Source organism: Antarctobacter sp., assembly GCF_965277915.1.
Classification (GTDB): Bacteria; Pseudomonadota; Alphaproteobacteria; order Rhodobacterales; family Rhodobacteraceae; genus Antarctobacter.
The window spans coordinates 1,137,729-1,158,616 of record NZ_OZ255849.1 but is presented as its reverse complement, the minus strand read 5'-3'; the positions used below and the strand labels follow the sequence as shown (position 1 = coordinate 1,158,616).

Here is a 20,888-nt window from a genome sequence, read left to right as displayed (position 1 = left end):
TATAACATGTGACTCCGGCGCAAAGAGGCAAATTGCAGTCCCGAGTCACTTTCGCGCGGGGTCTGCCCCGCATCACGCAACCGGGTCAGCCGAGGGCCGCGACCAGTCGGGACAACCGCAGCCAAAGCGCCGCCGACTCGGACGCCGGCACCCAGACATCGGGCCCCTGACCATTGTCGAGGACAAGGCAGGCATGGCCGCCAAAGACCCCCGCCGCCGAGGGGCTGCCCGCCGGGGCGGACAGGCAGGCGTCCTGCAGGTCGCGCGCGCCGTCTCCGGTGATCGACAGCACCAGGTAGAGGTCATCCGCCGGACTGACCGCAAACCCATCCTGCCAGCCCGGCGCCATATCCAGCTGCTCGGGCGTGATCAGCAAGGCCCGATCACGGGCGATGCGCAGGGCAAAGGGGATCTGTGGGCGGGAGGCCAACAGGCCCAGCAGGGGCGCGCCGGGGGCCAGCGCCCCGATGGCGGCATCCAAGTCGCCCGAGATCAGCGCCGCCCCCGTCGCCGCCAGGCAGGCGACGGACACACCCTGCCCCTGCAGGACGCTGCCCGGCGCGGGGCTGGGCGTGGTCCAGAGCGTGCTGTCGTCGGGCAGGTCAGTCGGCAAGGCGGGTTCCCTCCGGGTCAAAGGCGCAGGGCGCGCAAATTCGTGCGGTGCGGTGTTGCCCCAGGTGGAAGACGCCCAGCGTATCCCCCTTTCGGTCACGTCCGGCGTCGACAAGGGCGAGGGCGACGGCGCGGTTCAGCGTCGGGCTGTGGTATGAGGACGTCACGAAACCCAGCGAGCGCGCGGGTCCGTCCAGCGGCACCAGATGCGCGCCGGTGGGCAGCGGCGCGCCGTCACAGTCCAGGCCGACCAGCTGGCGCCTGTCCTTGCGCATGGCCTCTGGGGTGAACAGCGCGCGGCGCCCGAAATACTCGTCCTGCCGCCGCTCGCGCGGGCGGCTCCAGCCAAGATCCTGCGGCATGGTGATGCCGTCGGTGTCCTTGCCGATCAGGATGTAGCCTTTTTCGGCGCGCAGGATCATCAGCGCCTCCAGCCCGATCCAGTGACCGTCAAGCGCCTCGCGCGCGCCGTCCAGCACGGTCATAAAGCCGGGCGCATGACGCGCGGGCACGGACAGTTCCCAGCTGGCATCGCCGGTAAAGCTGACCCGGGCCGCGCGCAGCGGGATATGCTTCCAGCGGGTTTCCACGACCTGCATGTGGCGCAGCGTGGTGACGTCACCGGGCATCCCGGCGGTTTCCAGCGCCATGCGCGCCTGCGGACCGGTGACACTGAGCGTCACCCAATGGGTGGTCACGTCGTGGACAAAGACGCGGGACGGATCGAAACGGTCCTGGCGCGCCTCTTCTAGGATCAGGCGCACGTGATCGACATGCGAGGACGAAGCGGAAAGGATGAAACGATTGTCGTCCAGCCGCAGGGTGACGCCGTCATCCGCCACCACGCCATTCTCGCCCAGCATGAAGCCATAACGCGCACGACCCGGTTTCAGCGTGGACATGGCGACATAGCCGCAGAAATCCAGCAGTTCCGCCGCCCCCGGACCGATCACCTCGATCTTTCCCAGCGGCGAGGCATCGTAGAGACCAAGCGTTTCGCGCGCGCCCTTCGCCTCTGCCTGCGTGTCGCTGTAAATGGCGGGACGACGCCAGCCGCCGTACTCTCCGAACGTGGCGCCAAGGGCCGCGTGCTGCGGCTCCAGCGCAAGACGCTTGAGCGGGTTGAACAGCGCGCCGCGCCGCATCCCGCCAATGCTGGTCAGCGGCACGGGCGTGAAAGGCGGGCGATAGGTGGTCGTGCCGGTCTCGGGGATCGTGTGCCCGGTCAGTTCCGACATGGCGGCCAGGCCGGCAAAGTTGGACGAGCGCCCCTGGTCGGTGGCCATGCCCAGCGTGGTATAGCGCTTGAGATGCTCGACGGAACGATAGCCCTCTTGCGCCGCCAGTTTCACATCCTTGAGCGTCACGTCGTTCTGCGGGTCAATCCAGACGCGGCCCTTGCCCTTCGGATCCGGGCGCATGGGAGCAATCGCCCAGGTGGCGCCAGCGGCGTTCGGGGCCGGTCCCGCGCCGCCGCCCGCCGCGTGCCCCTCGGCCAGGGCGGCGTTCAGGCCGAATGTGCCATTGGCCGCCCCCGCCGGGATCAGTGCCGAGGTGCCCGGGCGCGGGATCAACGCGTCCCTGTCCGCGTCCCAGTCCAGCTTGCCCCCCGCCTGGCAGTGCAGGTGCACGCTGGGCGTGTAACCGCCCGAGACCAGCAAGGTGTCCGCATCGATGTGCTGCCCTCCGGCATTGACCGCACCCAGACCGCGCGCGCTCCTGGCAGCGTCAATCCTTGCCCCACGGCGCACTTCGACGCCCTCGGGGGCCTCTGGCGTGTCCGCCCGGGCATCCAGCAGGGTCACGCGGCATCCCGCCTCTGCCAGCGCCGAGGCCACGGGGTAACTGCCGTCATTGCCCGTCGCCACCACGACCCGTCGTCCGGCCACGGCGCCGTAGAGCACGAGATGGTGCAGCGCCGCTTCGGCGGAGATGATCCCCGGCAGGTCGTTGTTGGCGAACCAGAGCGGACGTTCGATGGCGCCCGCCGCCAGCACCACCCTTGCGGCCCGAATGCGCCAATGGATGTCGCGCGCGCCCCGCTGCCAGGCCGCGAAAAGCCCGTGATCGAAGGCGCTCCAAAGGGTCGTATCGGTCAGCACGCGGCCACCGGCCGCCTGGACCCTCTGCACGGTTTCGTCCGCGAACTCCCGCCAGGGGCCACCGTCGATCTCTCCGCCCCGCCAGCGCAGGGCGCCGCCGGGGGCGCCTGCCTCGTCCAGCAGCCAGACCGTGGCCCCCTGCCCCGCCGCGGCCCGGGCCGCCGCCAGACCGGCAGGACCGGCCCCGATCACCAGCAGGTCACAACGGGCATTGCGCTGCGGCACGTCGCCGGGCGGACGGTTCGACGGATCAAGGCGACCAAGGCCCGCCATGCGGCGGATCATCGGCTCCCACCGCATCCAGCCGCCCGCCATGAAGGTCTTGTAGTAGAACCCCGCCGGCAGGAAGCGCTGCGCGAGATCCATCAGACCCAGAGGATCGCGTGAAGCCTTGCGGGTGTTGACGGCCCGCAGGTCCATGCCATCACGCAGCGGCGTCAGCGTGGCACGGCAATTGGGCGTGGAGATCCCGCCTTGGCCGACATCGAACAGCGCGTTCGGCTCCTCTCCACCAAGACCCCAGAGCCCGCGCGGGCGGTGATACTTGAAACTCCGGCCAAGCACGCGGGTCCCGGAGGCCAGCAGCGCCGAGGCCAGCGTATCGCCCGCGTATCCCGTGTAAGCCTCTCCGTCGAAGGTAAAACGCAGGGGCCTGTCCCGGTCGATCTGCCCCAGCGTCGGATGGCGCCAGCCGCTCATGTCCCGGCCTCCCGGCGCCCGGGCAGCGCCGCGACGTCCAGCACCTCGCGGGTGACGGTATCGCGGGTCAGCAACAGGAATTCACCGCAGGTGAGATGCACCCAGACCTCTTGCGCCCGGCCTTTCGGCGCATCCGCGCCGTAGAGGTAATCGGCCCAGGCCGCATCCGTGACCTCGGGCGCCGGTTCAGGGCGGTGCTTGCCCGCCTCGGCGGCAAAGTGGAACTCGGTCTCGTCGCGGGGACCGCAGAAGGGACAGGGAAAAATCTGCAACGGGTCACTCCTCTTGGCTGCGGTCCGCGCGCAGGGACCGTTCGCCGGGACGGGATGTCCGGGTCCGGGTCAATGCGCGATCCCCGAACCCGCCGCCTCGTCGATCAGCCGGCCCTCGGCAAAGCGGGCCAGGTCGAAGGGACGCGAAATGTCGTGGTGGTCGCCGGTGGCCAGCATATGCGCCAGCAGCCAGCCGCCCGCGGGGATCGCCTTGAAGCCGCCCGTGCCCCAGCCGCAGTTCAGGAACAGCCCCTCGGGTCCGGCGGGCCCGAGAATGGGCGAGCTGTCGGGGACCACGTCCACCACCCCCGCCCATTGCCGCAGCAGTTTCAGCTGGCCGAAGGCGGGAAACATCTCCAGCAGGCCGGAAACGATCGTTTCCTGCATCGGCAGGTTGCCGCGCTGGCCATGCGTGGGCACCCGGTCCAACCCGCCGCCAAAGACCAGTTCGCCCTTGTCGGACTGGCTGACATAGGTGCCGGTGCCCAGGTACAACAGGACCGTGTCCAGCATCGGTTTGACGGGTTCGGACACGAAGGCCTGCAAGGCGTAGTCGTGGACCGGCAGGCGGATGCCCAGCGGCGCGACGAGGCCCGGCGTGGCCCCGGCGGCGGCGATGCCCAGGCGGTCGCAGGCGATGGGACCGCGGTCGGTCTCGACCCCCGTGATGCGCCCGCCCGTGGTGCAGATCCCGGTGACGGTGATGCCCTCGATGATATCCACGCCCAACGCGCTGGCGGCGCGGGCATAGCCCCAGGCCACCGCGTCGTGCCGGGCGATGCCGGCGCGGCCCTGCCAAACGCCGCCGAGGCACTGGTAGCGGGCATCGGGGGCATCGTTCAGCAACGGCAGGCGCGCACGTGCCTCCTGCGGCCCCATCAGGTTGCCGTCCACGCCGTTCAGCATCATCGCGTTGGCGATGCGGGCGCAGATCTCCATCTGCATCGGCGTGTGGGCAGCGATCAGCATGCCGCGCTGGCTGAGCATGACGTTGTAGTTCAACTCCTTGCTCAGCCCCTCGTAGAGGCGCAAGGCCAGGTCGTAGAGCGCAACGCTTTCGGGATAGAAATAATTGGACCGGATCACCGTGGTGTTGCGCCCGGTATTGCCGCCCCCGATCCAGCCCTTTTCCAGCACGGCGACCCGCCTGACACCGTGTTTCCTTGCCAGGTAATAGGCGGTTGCCAACCCGTGCCCGCCACCGCCGATGATGACCGCGTCATAGGCGGGTTTCGGATCTGGCTTGCGCCAGGCCGGGCGCCAGCCGCGGTGGCCGCGCAGCCCTTCGCGGGCAAGCGCAAGGGCGGAATAGCGGGTCATTCGGTGAGGCTCCGGGCGAGGCGCTTGAAGTCTTCGACCTCACCCGGCGCGGGGTGCTGGCCGGTGAAGCAATAGAGATACCCTTCGACGCGGGACAGGCGATCCTCCAGCGTTTCGGACAGTTCGAGGGCGTAATAGCCGATCTGCTGGTAATAGAGCACCCGGGCACGAATGTCGGCCTCTTGCGACGTATAGCCGTGGCGGGTGAACATCTCGGCGATGGCCTCTTGCCGGGCCGTGTCGGACCGGTCGAGGGCGGCGCGCACCTTTTCGTCGCGGCGCGCCCATTCGCGGACCGCGAAATCCAGCCGGTGGTTGAAGCCCTTCGGGTCCACAACGCACCGAAAGAAATTGTTGAGCGCGGCGGTGATGGTCGGCGCGGGCATCCCGGCATGGGCAATCATGACGCCCGTGTTGGTCCGTTCCCATTCGGCCAGCAACTGGTCCAGCAGGTCCTGCCGGCTCTGGAAGTACCAATAGAAGGACGAGCGCGAGACGCCCAGGCGCGCGCCGATGGTCAGCACCTTGACCGATTGCACACCGTCGGAAATCAGGACCTCCATCGCGGCCTGCAGCCAGTCCTCTCGGGTGACCTTGGTATTGCCGGGGAGGTCGGGAGCCTCGGCCCGGAGCTGGTTGCCGGTGTCCTGTCCTGTCATCAATCCGCCGGCGGCGCACCGCCCTCCCCGGTGCGTTTGGCGATGAAACGGTCCAGCGCGGCCAGCCTGTCGCCGGTGGCGCAGGCCGGGGCCTTGTGATCGGCCAGGATCTTCTGCCAGAGCGCCAGCGCGCGGTCGTTGGCATCCAGAGATCCGCGCTCCGTCCAGGTGCCAAAGTTCGACCAGTCGGCCACCAACGGTTCGTAGAAGGCGGTGGCGTAGCGTTCCATCGTGTGCCCACATCCGAAGAAGTGCCCGCCGGGCTGCACCTCGGCCAAGGCATCAAAGCCGATTTCGGCGTCTGAACAGGGTGTTGCCGCGCAAAGCTCTGCCATGACCTGAACCATCTCCATGTCGGTGATGAACTTCTCATAGCTGACGGTCAACCCGCCCTCGATCCAGCCCGCCGCGTGGATGACGATAGAGGCGCCGGACATAAGCGCGCCCCAGGCGCTGATCTCGGTCTCATGCGCGGCCTGGGCGTCGTTGGTGTTGGCGGCGCATCCGGCCGCGTTGCGCCAGGGCAATCCGACAAGACGCGCCAGTTGCCCGGCGGCCAGGCTTGCCTTGACCTGTTCGGGGGTGCCGAAGGCGGGTGCGCCGCTTTTCATGTCGACGTTCGACGCGAAGGACCCGTAACAGACCGGCGCGCCCGCGCGGGCCAGCTGGGTCAGGGTGATCCCCGCCAGGGCCTCTGCATGGCTGAGCGTGACCGCGCCCGCCACCGTGACCGGCGCCATCGCCCCCATCAGGCAGAAGGGAGTGACGACCGAGGGCTGGCCGTAGCGGGCAAAGTCGATCAAGCCCTGCGCCATCGGAATGTCGATCTGGCGCGGCGAATTGGTGTTGATGATCGTGTAGCAATGCGGCTGCGTGCGCAATTCGACCTCGGAGAGGCCACGGAATTCGGCGATCATCTCGAAGGCGTCCAGCGCCTGGGGCGTGCCGCGGGAAAAGACAAAGGGCACCTTGTCCGAGATGCTGAGCTGCATCCGGGTAAAGGCGTAGTGCCGCAGGTGCACGGGAATGTCCTGCGGTTCCACCCCGGGTGAGAGCATCTGGATCGCATCGAAATGCTGGACCAGTTTCGTCAGTTCCTCGACATCGCGCAGGGTGCCCGCGCGGCGGCCGCGCAGGAGGTCGGAACAATTCGGCGCCCCCGCCCCGGATTGAAAGGCCAGCGTGCCCAGGGCCATGTCCAGATCGCGCGACGGATCGCCGCCGCGTAGGGTGAACCGGCGCGGAGCCGAGGCCAGGGCGGCCTCGACCACCTCTGGCCCAATGCGGACCATCTGGCTGTCCTCGTCGACGATACAGCCCGCCTGCGCATAGAGTTTGCGGGCCTCGGGCAGCAGCACCTTGATGCCCAGTTCTGACAGCACGCGCAGGGCGGTGGCGTGGATGGCCTCGATGCGGTCCTGCGTGAAAACGGTTTGCGGCGTGAACGGGTTGGTCAATTGACGATAATTGACCTTGCGGGCCGGGGCCGCGTCGTCGCCACCGCGTTTGCGGCGGCGACGGGCCGGGGTCTGTGTCTCGGCCGCCATCAGACCGGCTTGCCGCGCATGGCGTTGCCCGCCGGATCGTAGGGCGACGGCGCGACGACGCGGGCGGGCCGTTCTGCACCGACCACATGGACGGTAAGTTCCGTACCCTCTGTCGCCGCGTCCGCATCCATCATGGCCAGGGCATAGGATTTGCCCAAGGTGTGGCCATATCCGCCCGAGGTGACAAAACCCACGCGCTTGCCATCCTTCCAGACCGGTTCATACCCGCTGGCATCGGCATCCGTGGCATCGACCTCCAGCGTGACGACACGGCGTTTCGGGCCCGCCGCGCGTTCCTTCAGCGCGGCCTCCTTGCCGATGAACTCCTTGTTCCAGTCGATCCAGCGGTCCATGCCGGTTTCACCCGGCGTGTAGCCTTGGGTAAATTCCGCCGACCAGATGCCGAAGGATTTTTCCAACCGGAGCGAGAGCATCGCGTTGAAGCCGTATTCCCGGATTTCCTGCTCGGCTCCCGCCTGCAACAGCAGTTCGCGCAGCTTGATGTGATCGCCCATGCGCACGTTGATCTCGTACCCCAGTTCGCCGGCCACGGACATGCGGGCGACACGGGCGCGGAACAGGCCCACGTCCAGCGCGGCGCAGCCCATGAACGGCAGATCGCCAGCACCCTCGCAGACCTTCTCTATCACCGCGCGTGAGCGCGGGCCGGTCAGCGCAAAGCCGCAGATTTCTTCGCCCAGATCGCGGATGCCTACACCGTCGTCCAGGTGATCCTGGAACCAGCGCATGTGCCATTCGCGCAGGTAGTAGCTGCCCATGATCCACCAGATGCCGTCGCCCCAGTTCATCACCGTCAGGTCGCCCTTGAGCCGCCCGCCCGGTTCCAGCATCGGTGCCAGTTTCGCCCGGCCCGGTTTGGGCAGTTTCGAGGCCATGATGCGATCAAGCCATTTTTCCGCGTTCGGCCCCGTGACCTCGAACCGGGAAAAGCCGGTGATGTCGATCAGGCCGACCTTCTCGCGGACGTGGCGGCACTCCTCGCCCACGATGTCAAAGGCGTTCGACCGTTTGAGCGTCGGCGTCTCCTCGAACCCCTGCGGTGCAAAGTAAAGCGGCACCTCAAGATCCCAACTGCAGCCCCACTTGCAACCAGCCACATCCATCGCGGAGTGGGCTGGCGCGGTCTTCAGCGGGCGGCCGGCGGGCAGCTGCTCGTTCGGGTAGGTCATCACGAACCGGCGCGAGTAGAACTGGCCCGTGGTTTCCTTGATATAGCGCTTGTTCTGGGCGTAGTCGCCATAGCGCGCCACGTCCATCGGCCAGGCGTCGGCCTCGGGCTCGCCATGAATCATCCATTCGGCCAGCGTCTTCCCGACGCCGCCACCCTGCAGGAATCCCGCCATGACCGCGCAGGCGGACCAATAGCCACGCTTGCCGCGCACAGGCCCCACCAGCGGGTTGCCATCGGGTGAGAAGGTGAAGGCGCCGTTGACCCAGGTCTTGACCCCGGTGTTTTCCAGCACCGGGTAGCGGTGGAACCCGCAGGTCAGCTCGTGTTCGATCCGGTCGGTCTGTTCCTGGAACAGCTCCATCCCGTAGTCCCAGGGCGCGCCGTCCATTGCCCAGTGTTCGTGCTCGACCTCGTAGATGCCCAGCAGGAGGCCCTTCTGGTCCTGCCGCATGTAGGTGAAACCTTCGAGGTCGACGGTCATCGGAACCTCGAAATCCAGCGCCGCGATCTCGGGGATGTCCTCGGTCACGAGGTAATGGTGTTTCAGCGGCGAGACGGGCAGTTCGATGCCGGCCATGCGGCCCACCTGTTTTGCCCAGAGCCCGGCGGCGTTGACGACATGTTCGCAGGTGATGGTGCCCTTGTCGGTCACCACCTTCCAGCCGTCGGCGGTCTGTTCCAGGCTCTCGACCTTGGTGTGTTCAAAGTAGCTGGCACCGCGTTTCTTGGCGGCCTTGGCATAGGCATGCACGGTGCCGGTGGTGTCGATATATCCCTCGCGGTCGGCCCACATGGCGCCAAGGATGCCCTCGGTCGACATGATCGGGCAGCGGCGCTGCGCCTCTTCGGGGGTCAGAAGTTCGCAATCGTCGATGCCGATGGACTGGAACACGCGATAGTTGGCCTGCAGCCATTCCCAGCGATCGGGCGTGCCCGCCAGGGTCAGCCCGCCGGTCATGTGCAACCCGATGTTCTGGCCGCTTTCCTGTTCGATCTCCGAAAGCAGGTCGATGGTATAGGCCTGCAGCGCGGCCATGTTGGGATCGGCGTTGAGCGCGTGAATGCCCCCCGCCGCGTGCCAGGAACTGCCGGCCGTCAGGACGGACCGTTCCAGCAGGCAGACATCGGTCCAGCCGAACTTGGCAAGGTGATACAGAACCGAGGCGCCGACGACGCCCCCACCGATCACGACCACGCGGTAATGCGTATTCATTTTCCGTCCCTCCCCGGATTCGTTTTTGACAGGCTAGGAGGGGTGCCAGCCCAAGTATAGACAGAAATGTCCAGAGTTTTGCCCAAGAGCGACATGCCCGCCAAACGACAGCACGCGGCGCGGTGCCTTGCGCGTCTTTCTCAAAAGCGTTTGAAGCGGTCTGTCAGTGTCGCGCGCGATGCGCAGGCCGGCGCACCGCATGGCGCCTCAGGCAGTCACATCCTCGGACACGTCGCCGCCGTCCTCTTCGGGAAGGTCGAAATTGTCCCACTTGGTGGCATGCGGCAACATCAACTGCTCATAGAAGCCGCCCGCGCCAAAGGGATCGCCCCCGCCGCGCGACGGATCGGGGTTCGGGTCTGGCACGGGAGCGGGCGTTGGGTCTGGTTCGGCCAGTGGATCGCCCTGCCATCTGCCTGCATAGCTGTCCAGGAATTGCGCATAGAGCCCGCCCGGGGCAAAGGCATCGCCGGTGACCGGCTGCCCCGGCTCCGGGTCATCCGGGTACGGATCCTCTGGCGTGGGGTCTTTCGGCGTCGGAACGACCGGCTCCGGATCCTCCGGTTCCGGGTCTGGCTCTGGCCCTGGCAAGGGGTCTTCCACCCTCTCTCCATCCACCAGCCTGTATTGCTCGGACACGTACTCGCGCAGGACCCAGTCGGTGTAAGGTTCGCGCAGGTCCCCGTTCTCGTCGGTCACGGCCGGGTCGAAAGAGGCGTAGGTCTCGAAAACCGAGATCACAAGCGCAGTTTCATCCGGGGTCAGGTTCTCTTCCCCAGCCCAGCTTTCATAGCCGGTGTACAGGGTCACACCGACGTCCTGGCCATAGAGTTCCAGCGCCGCCTTGGCGAACTCGGTTGCGTGGACGTGATCGCTGTGCTCGATCTCGCTGGTGTCGTCCTGCAACATCACCTCTTGCGGGGCATGCCGCGTCATTATCGCCCCCAGGACCTCGGTCAGTTCGTCCGAGGTGTAGGTCACCGCGCCGTCCACGGTCGTGACCTCGGCCAGTTGCCCTTCGGCCAGCCGTTCGAGACTGCCAAATCCATAGGCCTGGGTGCCCGCGCCGTCGATCCCGTCGGGCGTACGCAGGAAATACAGGCGCACCTGCGGCGCATCGGCCAGGTAGCTGCTTTGCACCTCCCAGGCCTCGCCACCGACGTCTAGGGTCACGGTCTCGTCCACCCAGGAATCCGGGCCAGAGCCCGCCATCTGCGCATAGGCGGCTTTGGCCCCGGCCTCGCGCGCCTCCCAGTAGTCGGCGCCCTGCCCGGCATCGCCCGCGGTCAGGTAGACCGTGGTCATCGGGTCGCCCGCGGCGATGGTCTCGGCAATGGTGGGGTTCATGAACAGCAGGTCATCGTCGGCATGCGCGACGATGGCCATGTCACCGCCCGGGTCCGCGGGGCTGAGCGGCTCGACCGTCAAATCGATCACCGAGGGATCAAGGCCGGTGGCCGCATCGGTCAGATCGGCAACGGGCAGTCGGACGGGCACCTCGGCCTGCATCTGCGCAAGCGGATGGTCGTCCTTGAGGATCGACATCACGCCATCACTGTCGATCTGGGCCGAGAAGGTCGCGGTTTCCCCGGCCACCAGCGCATCCTCGGCCACCAAGCGATAGCTCTCGTCGCCCTGGCTGAAATCGAAGTAAAGATCGGCACTGGCGCCCATCTGCCCAAAGACCAGTTGCGGCGCCTCTCCGTGAACGCCCAGCGCCATCAGCGGCTTTGACGCGCCATCGCCCAACATGTCGAACTGCACCGCCACATCGATGCGCAGCGGGCCGGTGAACAATCCGTTCAAGGTCGGCAATGCCATTTACCCAAGATCCCTGTCCTGGCGCAGGCCCTTCGGTGCCGGGGGCCTGCCGGTCCGGTCCAGGCGCGGGGCGCGCTCGGATATGGCCATAAAAAAGCCACACTCTCACCTCGCGTCACCTTACACATGCCAACATTGCGCGAGTCCGGTTTTGGGATCCAGCGCCGGGAAACACTCTGTTCCGGGTTCGCAGACGAAACAAAGCCCTCTGCTCGCGCCGACTTGTGACAACTTTGACCCAAAGCCGCGCAACGCCGTGACCCTTCTGCCACGCAGGCGCCAACAAGGACCGGCCCACCGACCCGAATCGCAACGAGGGCCGCGCATGCGCCTATGCTGTCGCGACCCCAAGACGGATCCGACGGATGCCCCTTCCCCTTCGCCGTATCGCCGCCCTTACGATGCTGCTGGCCTGTAGCCTGATGCTGCCCCGCGCGCTGGCGGCACAACCGGAGGGTCATACCGGCTGGCCTGGCGACTGGCAGACCTTCTGGTCCTCCGGAGAGGCATTTCTGATTCTGCAACAACGCGGCGACGCGGTCAGCGGCACCTACCAGCCCGGCGGCGGCACCGTCGCCGGCGTAACGCGCGACGGAGTTCTGCGCGGCACATGGTCCGAGGGTGGGGAAAGCGGCGATTTCATCTTTGTTCTGTCGGCGGACGGGCAAAGCTTTGCCGGGCGTTTCGGGTCAGGTGACTGGTGGAACGGGCATCGCGCCGCGATCGCCCAGCAACAACGCCCCGCCTGGTTCAGCGGCGCCACTCCGCAGGCGACGCTGCGCAGCATCCTCACCGCGGGCAATGACGCCATCTACCACGGGCGCGAAGGCCAGGTACGCTGGATCGAACCGTTGCTGACTTACGATAGCCCGGACGGGGACTCGTCGGACCGGGAACGTCGGCGGCGCGCGCTCTGGCACATCCTCGACATCTCGACTTTCCGGCTTTGGGATGCACCGGTCCCGCCCGCCGGGGCAGAGCCTGGCGAGACGCTGGCCTTCGAGATCAGCCCGGCTGGCACAAGCGCCGGCCACAGCCTACGGTTCCGCCTGGGAGCTGATGGACTGTGGCAACTGGTCGTCCCGCCTGCCGTGATCCTGCAGGCAGATCTGGAACGACTGATTGATGCCCGGGGGCACGACACGCTGGAGGCGCTCGAACGGGCGCGAGCCGGCAGTCCGCGCATGGTGATGATGGACTTTCTCCTTGGTGCCAATGACTGGGTCGGCGCGGGCGATGCCCGTGCATTGCGGGCGCTGAACCTTGATCACGTTCCGCGCCAGTTGCGCCGGATCGAGGGCGCGCTGATGGCCGATTACCTCCGCCAGAGCATCGACCGGATCGGTTTTGTCTACTGGCAGGAGATCCCCGACGATCCCAACCGCCCCCTGCCGTATGTCTACTATCGCCATCCGGTCGGCGACATCACCATCGCGCCCACGGACATCCTCGACGACGAGGGGCGCACCGTGGAGCGGCGCTGGCGTTTCTCACGCGAGACGATGGCAGAGTTGCCAGACATCTACGCGGCCCTCGAAAAGATGCCTCTTGCGCCCGGCCTGACCACGCAACCGCCCCTGTCACAGTTCTTTGCCACGCGGCAGGCGGTCCTTGCGCGTGCCGGTTGGCTGCAAGCCGAGGCCTGGGGACTGGAGACCTGGCAATGGATGGGAGTGCTAGCCTACCTAGGGGTCATGACGCTGGTGCTGATGACAGGATCGGTCGTCGCGCGCCGCCTGGCGGGACGGGATAGCCAGAGGGGACGCCTTGTGGGACAGTTGGCCGGCCCGGTCGGCTTGATGGCCGTCGCCTTGCTGTTCCTTGACGCCAGCGAGCGGCTGGGCCTGACGTTGCGGGCTTTCGGCGTGATGTCGGGCCTGTCCGCGATGCTGCTGATCCTGGCCGGCGCAGCGCTGACCTATCGTATCGTCTCGCTGATCTTTGACGCACTTATGACCAAGGCGACGCAGACCCTTGCCTACACGGACGAAATCGTACTGTCGCTGGCCCAGGGATTGATGAAACTGTTGATCGTCGTCGGGGCGGTGATCGGCTGTGCCGATGTTGCCGGCCTGCCCTACGAAGGGGTCCTGACCGGCCTGGGGATCGGCGGCGTGGCCCTGGCCTTTGCCGCACGCGAAACCGTGTCCAACATCATCGGCGGCGCGATCCTTCTGTCCGACCGTCCCTTCCGCAAGGGCGACCTCGTCGAGGCAGCCGACTCGCTGGCCGTGATAGAAACGGTGGGCCTGCGTTCGACGCGCCTGCGCAAGCTGGACGACACCCTGATGATCGTGCCCAACGCCCAGCTTTCTGACCAGGTGATATCCAACTGGGGCAGCCGGCGGAGGCGTCGCGTACTGATGAAGATCGGCCTCACCTACGAAACCCCGCGTGCGCAACTGGAACAGTTCGTGGCGCGGCTGATGGAGATTTACCGCGATCAACCGGAGGCCGAGACCGACAATGTGACGATCGGCATCACGTCGCTGGGCCCCCACAGTATCGACATCGAACTATGGGGGCACTTCCGCGTTTTCAGCTACGAGGCGCAGATCGCCGCGCAACAGGCGCTGATCCTCGATATCCTGTCCCTGGCCGAAGAGCTGGGCATCAACTTTGCCTACCCGACGCAGACCGTGCACCTGGCCGCAGACAATGGGTCAGGTCCGACCACGGCATAGATTGCGGCGCAAAGCTCCGGTCAGATCGACAGCCGCCGTTTCCGCGCGCCGCCGCGTCGTTGCGGCTGGGGCAAGGGCAGGTCCAATGGCACCGCCGGGCACCGGATCGAGTGATGCAGCAAGTCGCAGAACACCGCCACCGCCGGATCTGTGCCCGCAAACGGCTGGGCACAGGTCCAGGCATGCAGCGCCTCTTCCTTGTAGCTTGCACATCCCGGCAGGCTGCCCAGCCATTGCATGTAGCCCATGCTGGCCAGTTCCCGGGCCCGTTCCGGTGTCTCGGCCCGTGTCTGCAATAGGGTCAGTACCCGTTCGATCGTCATCGCGCCCTCCGCGCAAGGCTGGGGCGGGGATCATGGATCGGCGGCAGGACGGGTGGCAGGTTGCCATTCGTCTTTCGCGTCTCCGGGGCACCCCGCCCGGGTTGAGTGGCTTGGGCGCAAGGCGCCCGGCGATGGCAGGTCTCCTGACTTGCGGGTCAAGGCGCTGTCCCGAACCTTCCCGGGCCTTGCGGCCCAGTGGTCACTTCGGGATGGCTCGCCGCTTACAGTTGCGGGGGCAGTCGCGGACTTGGGACAAAGCCCCTCACCGCGTTCCCTTTTCAGACCGCGCGGGCGCGGTCACCATCTGTGGTCAAAGTGGCGCAGCGCTCTCGCCCGGTCAAGCGGTTCGGGCCGGATGACTTGCTTGAACGCTGCAATACCGCCCCATGTCCGCCGCTTGCGCCGATGCAACGCAGGCGACAGAGTGCAGGCATGGGCCAGATCACCGTCAAACAGCTCGAAGCCTTCGTGCAGGTGGCCGACCTGGCCAGCTTTCGTCGTGCAGCGGAACGGCTGAACACGACCCAGCCCAATATCTCGACCCGGATCTCGGCGCTGGAATCGCTACTGGGGCTGCGCCTGTTCAACCGCGACGCCGGGTCGGTCCGGTTGACGCCGACGGGCCGGACGATGCTGCCCCGAGCCCGGGCCGTTCTGACCGCGATGGACGGGTTCGTCGCCGCCGCTGGCGAAGATCACCTGTTCGAGGGCGTGCTGCGTCTCGGCGTGACAGAGATGATCGTGCACAGCTGGCTGGGCCCCTTCCTGCGGGCGCTCAAGGATCGGTTTCCGGCCATCGACGTGGAACTGACGGTGGATCTGTCCGCCAATCTCTCGCCCTCGCTGTTCAGCCGGGGGCTGGACCTGACGTTGCAGAGCGGCCCGTTCGGGCGGCAGATCTCGGGTGGCGTGGACCTTGGCGCGTTTCCACAGGTCTGGGTCGCGGCGCCGGGCCTGGGCCTGCAGGGCCGCGCGCTGAGCCTGCGCGACATCGCGCGGCACCCGGTGTTGACCCATGCCCGTGGCACCCTGCCCTTCGAACAATTGCGCGACCATGTCGCCTCGCACCCGGACCTGGACGTGCGGCTGGTGCCTTCGACCAACCTTGCCGCCTGCCTGCAGATGACGCTGGACGGCCTGGGGCTGGCCTGCCTGCCAGAGATCATGCTGCGCGACCAGATCGCCGCCGGGCGGCTGGTGCCCCTGCGCTACCTTTGGGTGCCGGACCCGCTGCGCTTTCGGGCACGTTACGACGCGGGGCTGGCGCCGTCCTATGTCGCCCGGGCGGCCGAACTGGCGCAGGAGGTGGCGCGCGCGCACTTGGCGCCCCCAGAGGATAAGAAAACTCGATCCTCCTGATCCGATCAAATAATTGGATCGCATGATGTCAGGTCGCTAGGCTCGACGGGACCACCGACAGGAGCCCATCATGCCCGAACCGCTTTATCGCCTTGGCGTCGACATCGGCGGGACCTTTACCGACGTGGTGCTGGAAGGGCCGGACGGGCTGACCTCGACCAAGGTGCTGACCACCCATGCCGCCCCTGAAGAGGCCATCGTCGAGGGGCTGCACCGGGTTTGCGACCTCGCAGGCGTGGCCGCGAGACAGATCGCCCAGGTGATCCACGGCACGACGCTGGCCACCAATGCGCTGATCGAGCGACGCGGCGCAAAGACGGCGCTGGTCACGACCGCCGGCTTCCGCGACGTGATCGAGATGCGCACCGAAAGCCGGTTCGAGCAATACGACCTGAACCTCGTGCTGCCCGAGCCGCTCTTGCCCCGGAACCGGCGCTACACAGTGAATGAGCGCATGGACGCGGACGGCGGTGTCCTGATCCCGCTGAACCGGACCGAGATCGAAACCCTGGCCGAAACCCTGCGCGCGGGCGGATACGGCAGTGTCGCCGTGGGCCTTTTGCACGCCTATGCCAATGACGCGCATGAGCGCATGGTGGCCGAGGTGCTGGCCGAAGCTTTGCCCGGTGTGGACATCTCGCTGTCCTCCGAGGTCTCGCCGCAGATGCGCGAGTACGAGCGTTTCAACACCACCATCGCCAACGCCTATATCCGCCCGCTGATGGCGTCCTATCTTGGCCGGCTGAAGGAACGGCTGGCGCACGAGGGGGCCGATTGCCCCGTCTTCCTGATGCATTCGGGCGGCGGCATCCTCTCGCTGGAAATGGCGGCGGAATTCCCGGTACGGCTGGTGGAAAGCGGCCCCGCCGGGGGCGCGATCTTTGCCGCCGAGATCGCGGCACGGCACGGGCTGGACCGGGTATTGAGTTTTGACATGGGCGGGACGACGGCCAAGATCTGTCTGATCCGCGGGCATACGCCCAAGACGGCGCGGGTCTTCGAGGTGGCGCGCAGCTACCGGTTCAAGAAAGGTTCGGGGATGCCGATCTCGATCCCGGTGATCGACATGGTGGAAATCGGCGCCGGGGGCGGCTCGCTGGCTTCGGTGGATGCGATGAACCAGATCCGTGTCGGCCCGGAAAGCGCGGGATCGGAACCCGGCCCGGCCTGCTACGGGCGCGGCGGCACGCGACCCGCCGTCACGGACGCGGACCTCGTCCTGGGCAAGCTGGACCCAGCAAATTTCGCCGGCGGCTCCATCACGCTGGACCCGGACCGCGCCGAGGGGGCGCTACGGGCAGAGATCGGAGACACGCTGGAGATGGACGCGCTGGAAGCCGCTTACGGTCTGGCCGAGGTGGTGGACGAGAACATGGCAAATGCCGCGCGCGTGCACGCGGTGGAAAACGGCGAAGACCTGGGCCGTTACACGATGATTGCCTTTGGTGGCGCCGCGCCACTGCACGCCGCGCGGCTTTGCGAGAAACTGGGCGTTGCGCGCTGCCTAGTGCCACGGGGCGCGGGCGTGGGATCGGCCATCGGGTTCCTGCGCGCGCCCTTCAGCTTCGAGGCGAACCGCTCGGTCTTTACCCGGATGCGGGAGTTCGACGCCGCGACGGTCAAGGCGCTGTTCGCTGAACTGCGCGACGAGGCGGAAAGTTTCGTGCGCACCTGCGATGCCACGGCCCCGATAGACGCCGAGGCCAAGGTCTTCATGCGATATGCCGGTCAGGGTTGGGAAATCCCTGTTCCCGTCCCGCTAAAGGACATGGCGGCGCCCGATGCCGACCGGCTGCTGAGCCGGTTCGAGGCCGAGTACACCGCCTTGTTCGGCCGCACGGTCGAGGGGCTGGAAGCGGAAATCACGGTCTGGTCGGTCAATGCCTTCACCACCCGGCCCGCTGTTGAGCCTGTTGCGCCGACCGCGCGCGCCGACGAGAGGACTGGCGAGGGCACCCGCCCGCTCTTTGACCCCGCGCGCGGCGCGCGGCTGGCCGCGCAGGTCCTGCCGCGCGCCGATCTGCCGACGGGCACCTTTGTGACCGGTCCGGCGCTGATCATAGAGGACGAGACCACCGTCGTTGTTCCCGCCAGCCGCGAGGTCGTCGCCCTGCCGGATGGCACGCTGGACGTGCGCCTGCCGCACCCCCCAGATCAGAAGGACGCCGCCCATGACTGAACCGTCGAAGGTCGCCTACCAGGTGATGTGGACCCGCCTGATCTCTGTCGTCGAGGAACAGGCACAGGCGCTGGTGCGCACGGCCTTTTCCCCCTCTGTCCGCGAGGCGGGGGACCTGTCGGCCGGGGTCTACGACGCCGAAGGGCAGATGCTGGCACAGGCGGTCACCGGCACACCGGGCCATGTCAACGCGATGGCCGATGCCGTGGGCCATTTCATCCGCCGTATCGGTCGGCAGAACATGTTTCCCGGCGACGTCTATCTGACCAACGATCCCTGGGAGGGCACGGGTCACAAGCATGACATCACCGTGGTCACGCCGGTCTTTCGCGACGGGCTCTTGATCGGTTTCTTCGCCTGCACGGCGCATGTGACGGACATCGGCGGGCGCGGCTTCGGCGCCGATGCCAATGACGTGCACGAGGAAGGGCTGTACCTGCCGATCATGAAATTCGCCGAGCGCGGCGAGGTCGACCGGACGCTCTTGCAGATCATCCGCGGCAACGTGCGCGAGCCGGACCAGCTTGTCGGTGACATCCACGCGCTGGCCACCTGCAACGAGATCGGACAGCGGCGTCTGCTGGAGATGATGGAGGAATTCGCGCTCTCCGACCTCGAAGGCGTGTCCGATTTCATCCTCACCAACTCTCGCAAGGCCACGCTGGAGCGGATCAATGCGCTGACACCGGGCAAGGCCAGCGGGCACATGCGGATCGACGGCTATGCCACGCCCATCGACCTGCATGTGCATCTCAGCATCGAGGCTGACCGCATCCTCTGCGACTGGACCGGGACCAGCGGTGTCGATCCCAAGGGGATCAACGTGCCGATGGTCTATACCAAGGCCTATGCCTGCTACGCGCTGAAATGCGCCATCGCGCCGGAGATCCCGAACAACGCAGCCTCTCTGGCGCCCTTCGAGGTGACGGCACCCGAGGGGACCATCGTCAACGCCCCCTTCCCGGCGCCCGTCGCCCTGCGTCATGTCATTGGCCATATGGTGCCCGACACGGTCTATGACGCGCTGGACAAGCTCTTGCCCGACACTGTGCCCGCCGAGGGCGCCGGCTGCCTGTGCAATTTCATGCTGTCCTTGCGGGCTGCGCCGGGGGCCACGAATGCGCGACGGGCCGAGGTGCTGACATTCAACTCTGGCGGATCGGGCGCGCGGCCCTCGCTGGACGGGATGAGCGCCACGGCCTTTCCCTCGGGCGTGATGACCATGCCGGTCGAGGCCACGGAACAGGCCGGGCCGGTGATCGTCTGGCGCAAGGAGCTGCGCCCGGACTCGGGCGGCGAGGGGCAGTTTCGCGGCGGGCTGGGCCAGTTCATGGAGGTCGGTGCGCGCGAGGGCCATGTCTTTGACTTCTCCGCCATGTTGGACCGGGTTGACCACCCGGCGCGCGGGCGGCGCGGCGGAGGCAGCGGCGGCGCCACGGTCATTGCCCGGTCGGACGGAACCGCGATGCGCGGCAAGGGGCGGCAGAGCGTTCCCGAAGGGCAGCGCGTTTTGATGGAATTCCCCGGCGGCGGAGGCTATGGCACGCCGTCGATGCGCGATCCGGCCCAGGTCCGCCGTGACCTTGCGCTGGGTTACATCACGCCCGACCACGCGGCCCGGCATTACGCCGTTACGCCCGAAGAGGCCGCGCAGATCATGAAACGTGCCCAAGACGGAGAGGTCTTTTGATGGCAGCCCCCGGTTTCTCCCCCACGCCCACGAAATCCTCCTACGACGTCGTCATCATCGGCGGCGCGATCATGGGTTCTGCCACCGCCTGGTTCCTGTCCGACAACCCCGATTTCAACGGGTCGGTTCTGGTGGTGGAACGCGATGCCAGTTTCGCGCAATGCTCGACCGCGCACACCAACTCCTGCATCCGGCAGCAGTTCTCCGACCCGCTGAACATCCGCATCTCGCAGTTCACGGCCCGCTTCATCAAGGAACTGCCAGAGCGGATGAACGATAGCCGCGTGCCCCGGCTGGACGTGCAGAGCTATGGCTATCTCTACCTGGCCAACACCGAAGAATTTGCCGATGTCCTGCGCCGCAATGCCGAGGTACAGCGGGCCGAGGGTGCAGGCACCGAAATCCTGAGCCGGGACGAGATCGCAGCGCGCTATCCTTTCTACCAGCTTGACGACATCCTTGCCGGGTCGATCAATACCCGCGACGAGGGCTATTGGGATGGCGGCACGCTGTTCGACTGGTTCCGCCGTTCGGCCCGCGACCGGGGCGTGGAATATGTTGCAAACGAGGTCACGGGCCTGACCCGCGAGGGCGGTCGGATCACCCATGTGACGCTGGCCAGCGGCGAGCATATCGCCTGCGGTCATGTGGTGAACGCCTCTGGGCCGCGCGCGGCGCGCACGGCGGCAATGGCGGGGATCGACCTGCCGGTGGAGCCGCGCAAGCGGTTCACCTGGGTGTTCTCTGCCGAAACGCCGCTGGACCGCGAATTGCCCCTGACCATCGACCCTACGGGTGTGCACGTCCGGCAGGATGGGCCGACGACCTACCTTGCCGGGGCCGCGCCCGAGCAGGATCACGCCGTCGATCCGGATGATTTCGCGATGGATCATGCCCGCTGGCAGGAGCATGTCTGGCCGATCCTCGCCACGCGCATTCCCCAGTTCGAGGCGATCCGCGTCGTGACCGAATGGGCAGGGCATTACGCCTACAACACGCTGGATCAGAACGCCGTTCTGGGACCACATCCGGAGATCGGGAACTTCCTCTTCCAGAACGGGTTTTCCGGCCACGGATTGCAGCAGAGCCCAGCCATGGGGCGCGGATTGGCGGAATGGCTGACCTACGGCGAATACCGCAGCCTCGACCTGACGCCCTACGGGTTCGAGCGCATCGCCGAGAACCGCCCGATGATCGAACGCGCGGTGATCTGAGA

At 66.8% G+C, this 20,888-nt stretch carries 14 protein-coding genes and 1 riboswitch; of the genes, 5 read left to right on the top strand and 9 right to left on the bottom strand.

The window, feature by feature from the left end:
- Positions 1–85 precede the first annotated feature (85 nt).
- From ACQY5B_RS06455 to ACQY5B_RS06420, 8 genes are all read right to left on the bottom strand, one after another.
- The gene (locus ACQY5B_RS06455) at positions 86–613 is read right to left on the bottom strand and encodes a hypothetical protein (protein WP_420325892.1); all 528 of its coding nucleotides are present in this window, start codon (positions 611–613) and stop codon (positions 86–88) included.
- On the bottom strand, positions 603–3,413 hold the full coding sequence (locus tag ACQY5B_RS06450) for a 2Fe-2S iron-sulfur cluster-binding protein (protein WP_420325893.1): 2,811 nt from the start codon (positions 3,411–3,413) through the stop codon (positions 603–605). The genes ACQY5B_RS06455 and ACQY5B_RS06450 overlap by 11 nt, the downstream gene beginning before the upstream one ends.
- Positions 3,410–3,685, bottom strand: a complete 276-nt coding sequence (locus tag ACQY5B_RS06445; RefSeq protein ID WP_420325894.1) for a sarcosine oxidase subunit delta — start codon at positions 3,683–3,685, stop codon at positions 3,410–3,412. Before ACQY5B_RS06445 ends, ACQY5B_RS06450 begins: the two co-directional genes overlap by 4 nt.
- A gap of 69 nt (positions 3,686–3,754) precedes the next feature.
- A complete protein-coding gene (locus ACQY5B_RS06440) occupies positions 3,755–5,005 on the bottom strand; it encodes a sarcosine oxidase subunit beta family protein (RefSeq protein ID WP_420325895.1) in 1,251 nt (416 codons plus the stop codon).
- Positions 5,002–5,664, bottom strand: a complete 663-nt coding sequence (locus tag ACQY5B_RS06435; protein WP_305972186.1) for a TetR/AcrR family transcriptional regulator — start codon at positions 5,662–5,664, stop codon at positions 5,002–5,004. Before ACQY5B_RS06435 ends, ACQY5B_RS06440 begins: the two co-directional genes overlap by 4 nt.
- Complete coding sequence (locus ACQY5B_RS06430; protein WP_420325896.1) at positions 5,664–7,211, bottom strand: trimethylamine methyltransferase family protein; 1,548 nt, start codon at positions 7,209–7,211, stop codon at positions 5,664–5,666. Before ACQY5B_RS06430 ends, ACQY5B_RS06435 begins: the two co-directional genes overlap by 1 nt.
- Positions 7,211–9,616, bottom strand: a complete 2,406-nt coding sequence (locus tag ACQY5B_RS06425) for a GcvT family protein (protein WP_420325897.1) — start codon at positions 9,614–9,616, stop codon at positions 7,211–7,213. Before ACQY5B_RS06425 ends, ACQY5B_RS06430 begins: the two co-directional genes overlap by 1 nt.
- A 207-nt stretch (positions 9,617–9,823) precedes the next feature.
- Positions 9,824–11,437, bottom strand: a complete 1,614-nt coding sequence (locus ACQY5B_RS06420; protein WP_420325898.1) for a PIG-L family deacetylase — start codon at positions 11,435–11,437, stop codon at positions 9,824–9,826.
- A 365-nt stretch (positions 11,438–11,802) separates the two neighbouring features.
- Here ACQY5B_RS06420 and ACQY5B_RS06415 point away from each other — a divergent pair, with 365 nt between their 5' ends.
- Complete coding sequence (locus ACQY5B_RS06415; protein ID WP_420325899.1) at positions 11,803–14,121, top strand: mechanosensitive ion channel family protein; 2,319 nt, start codon at positions 11,803–11,805, stop codon at positions 14,119–14,121.
- Between the two features lie 20 nt (positions 14,122–14,141).
- On the opposite strand, the gene ACQY5B_RS06410 is transcribed toward ACQY5B_RS06415, so the two are convergent.
- Positions 14,142–14,444: a hypothetical protein gene (locus tag ACQY5B_RS06410; protein ID WP_420325900.1), complete on the bottom strand. Its 303-nt coding sequence runs from the start codon at positions 14,442–14,444 to the stop codon at positions 14,142–14,144.
- Between the two features lie 116 nt (positions 14,445–14,560).
- A riboswitch (cobalamin riboswitch) is annotated at positions 14,561–14,764 on the bottom strand.
- A 112-nt stretch (positions 14,765–14,876) separates the two neighbouring features.
- Here ACQY5B_RS06410 and ACQY5B_RS06405 point away from each other — a divergent pair.
- The 4 genes from ACQY5B_RS06405 to ACQY5B_RS06390 all read left to right on the top strand — a co-directional run bounded on the left by ACQY5B_RS06405 (position 14,877) and on the right by ACQY5B_RS06390 (position 20,886).
- Positions 14,877–15,803 (top strand): LysR family transcriptional regulator, encoded by a 927-nt coding sequence (locus ACQY5B_RS06405; protein WP_420325901.1) that lies wholly within the window; start codon positions 14,877–14,879, stop codon positions 15,801–15,803.
- A gap of 70 nt (positions 15,804–15,873) precedes the next feature.
- Positions 15,874–17,982, top strand: coding sequence for a hydantoinase/oxoprolinase family protein (locus tag ACQY5B_RS06400; RefSeq protein WP_420325903.1), 2,109 nt, complete (start codon positions 15,874–15,876; stop codon positions 17,980–17,982).
- On the top strand, positions 17,975–19,672 hold the full coding sequence (locus ACQY5B_RS06395; protein ID WP_420325904.1) for a hydantoinase B/oxoprolinase family protein: 1,698 nt from the start codon (positions 17,975–17,977) through the stop codon (positions 19,670–19,672). The genes ACQY5B_RS06400 and ACQY5B_RS06395 overlap by 8 nt, the downstream gene beginning before the upstream one ends.
- Positions 19,672–20,886: an NAD(P)/FAD-dependent oxidoreductase gene (locus ACQY5B_RS06390; protein ID WP_420325905.1), complete on the top strand. Its 1,215-nt coding sequence runs from the start codon at positions 19,672–19,674 to the stop codon at positions 20,884–20,886. The genes ACQY5B_RS06395 and ACQY5B_RS06390 overlap by 1 nt, the downstream gene beginning before the upstream one ends.
- Positions 20,887–20,888: the final 2 nt, after the last annotated feature.

What these genes read in the sequence shown, in the direction of transcription:
- ACQY5B_RS06450 (WP_420325893.1), bottom strand. Translation starts at nt 3,413, where the DNA reads ATGAGCGGCTGGCGCCATCCGACGCTGGGGCAGATCGACCGGGACAGG.
- ACQY5B_RS06425 (WP_420325897.1), bottom strand. Translation starts at nt 9,616, where the DNA reads ATGAATACGCATTACCGCGTGGTCGTGATCGGTGGGGGCGTCGTCGGC.
- ACQY5B_RS06430 (WP_420325896.1), bottom strand. Translation starts at nt 7,211, where the DNA reads ATGGCGGCCGAGACACAGACCCCGGCCCGTCGCCGCCGCAAACGCGGT.
- ACQY5B_RS06435 (WP_305972186.1), bottom strand. Translation starts at nt 5,664, where the DNA reads ATGACAGGACAGGACACCGGCAACCAGCTCCGGGCCGAGGCTCCCGAC.
- ACQY5B_RS06390 (WP_420325905.1), top strand. Translation starts at nt 19,672, where the DNA reads ATGGCAGCCCCCGGTTTCTCCCCCACGCCCACGAAATCCTCCTACGAC.
- ACQY5B_RS06405 (WP_420325901.1), top strand. Translation starts at nt 14,877, where the DNA reads ATGGGCCAGATCACCGTCAAACAGCTCGAAGCCTTCGTGCAGGTGGCC.
- ACQY5B_RS06410 (WP_420325900.1), bottom strand. Translation starts at nt 14,444, where the DNA reads ATGACGATCGAACGGGTACTGACCCTATTGCAGACACGGGCCGAGACA.
- ACQY5B_RS06420 (WP_420325898.1), bottom strand. Translation starts at nt 11,437, where the DNA reads ATGGCATTGCCGACCTTGAACGGATTGTTCACCGGCCCGCTGCGCATC.
- ACQY5B_RS06415 (WP_420325899.1), top strand. Translation starts at nt 11,803, where the DNA reads ATGCCCCTTCCCCTTCGCCGTATCGCCGCCCTTACGATGCTGCTGGCC.
- ACQY5B_RS06440 (WP_420325895.1), bottom strand. Translation starts at nt 5,005, where the DNA reads ATGACCCGCTATTCCGCCCTTGCGCTTGCCCGCGAAGGGCTGCGCGGC.
- ACQY5B_RS06400 (WP_420325903.1), top strand. Translation starts at nt 15,874, where the DNA reads ATGCCCGAACCGCTTTATCGCCTTGGCGTCGACATCGGCGGGACCTTT.
- ACQY5B_RS06395 (WP_420325904.1), top strand. Translation starts at nt 17,975, where the DNA reads ATGACTGAACCGTCGAAGGTCGCCTACCAGGTGATGTGGACCCGCCTG.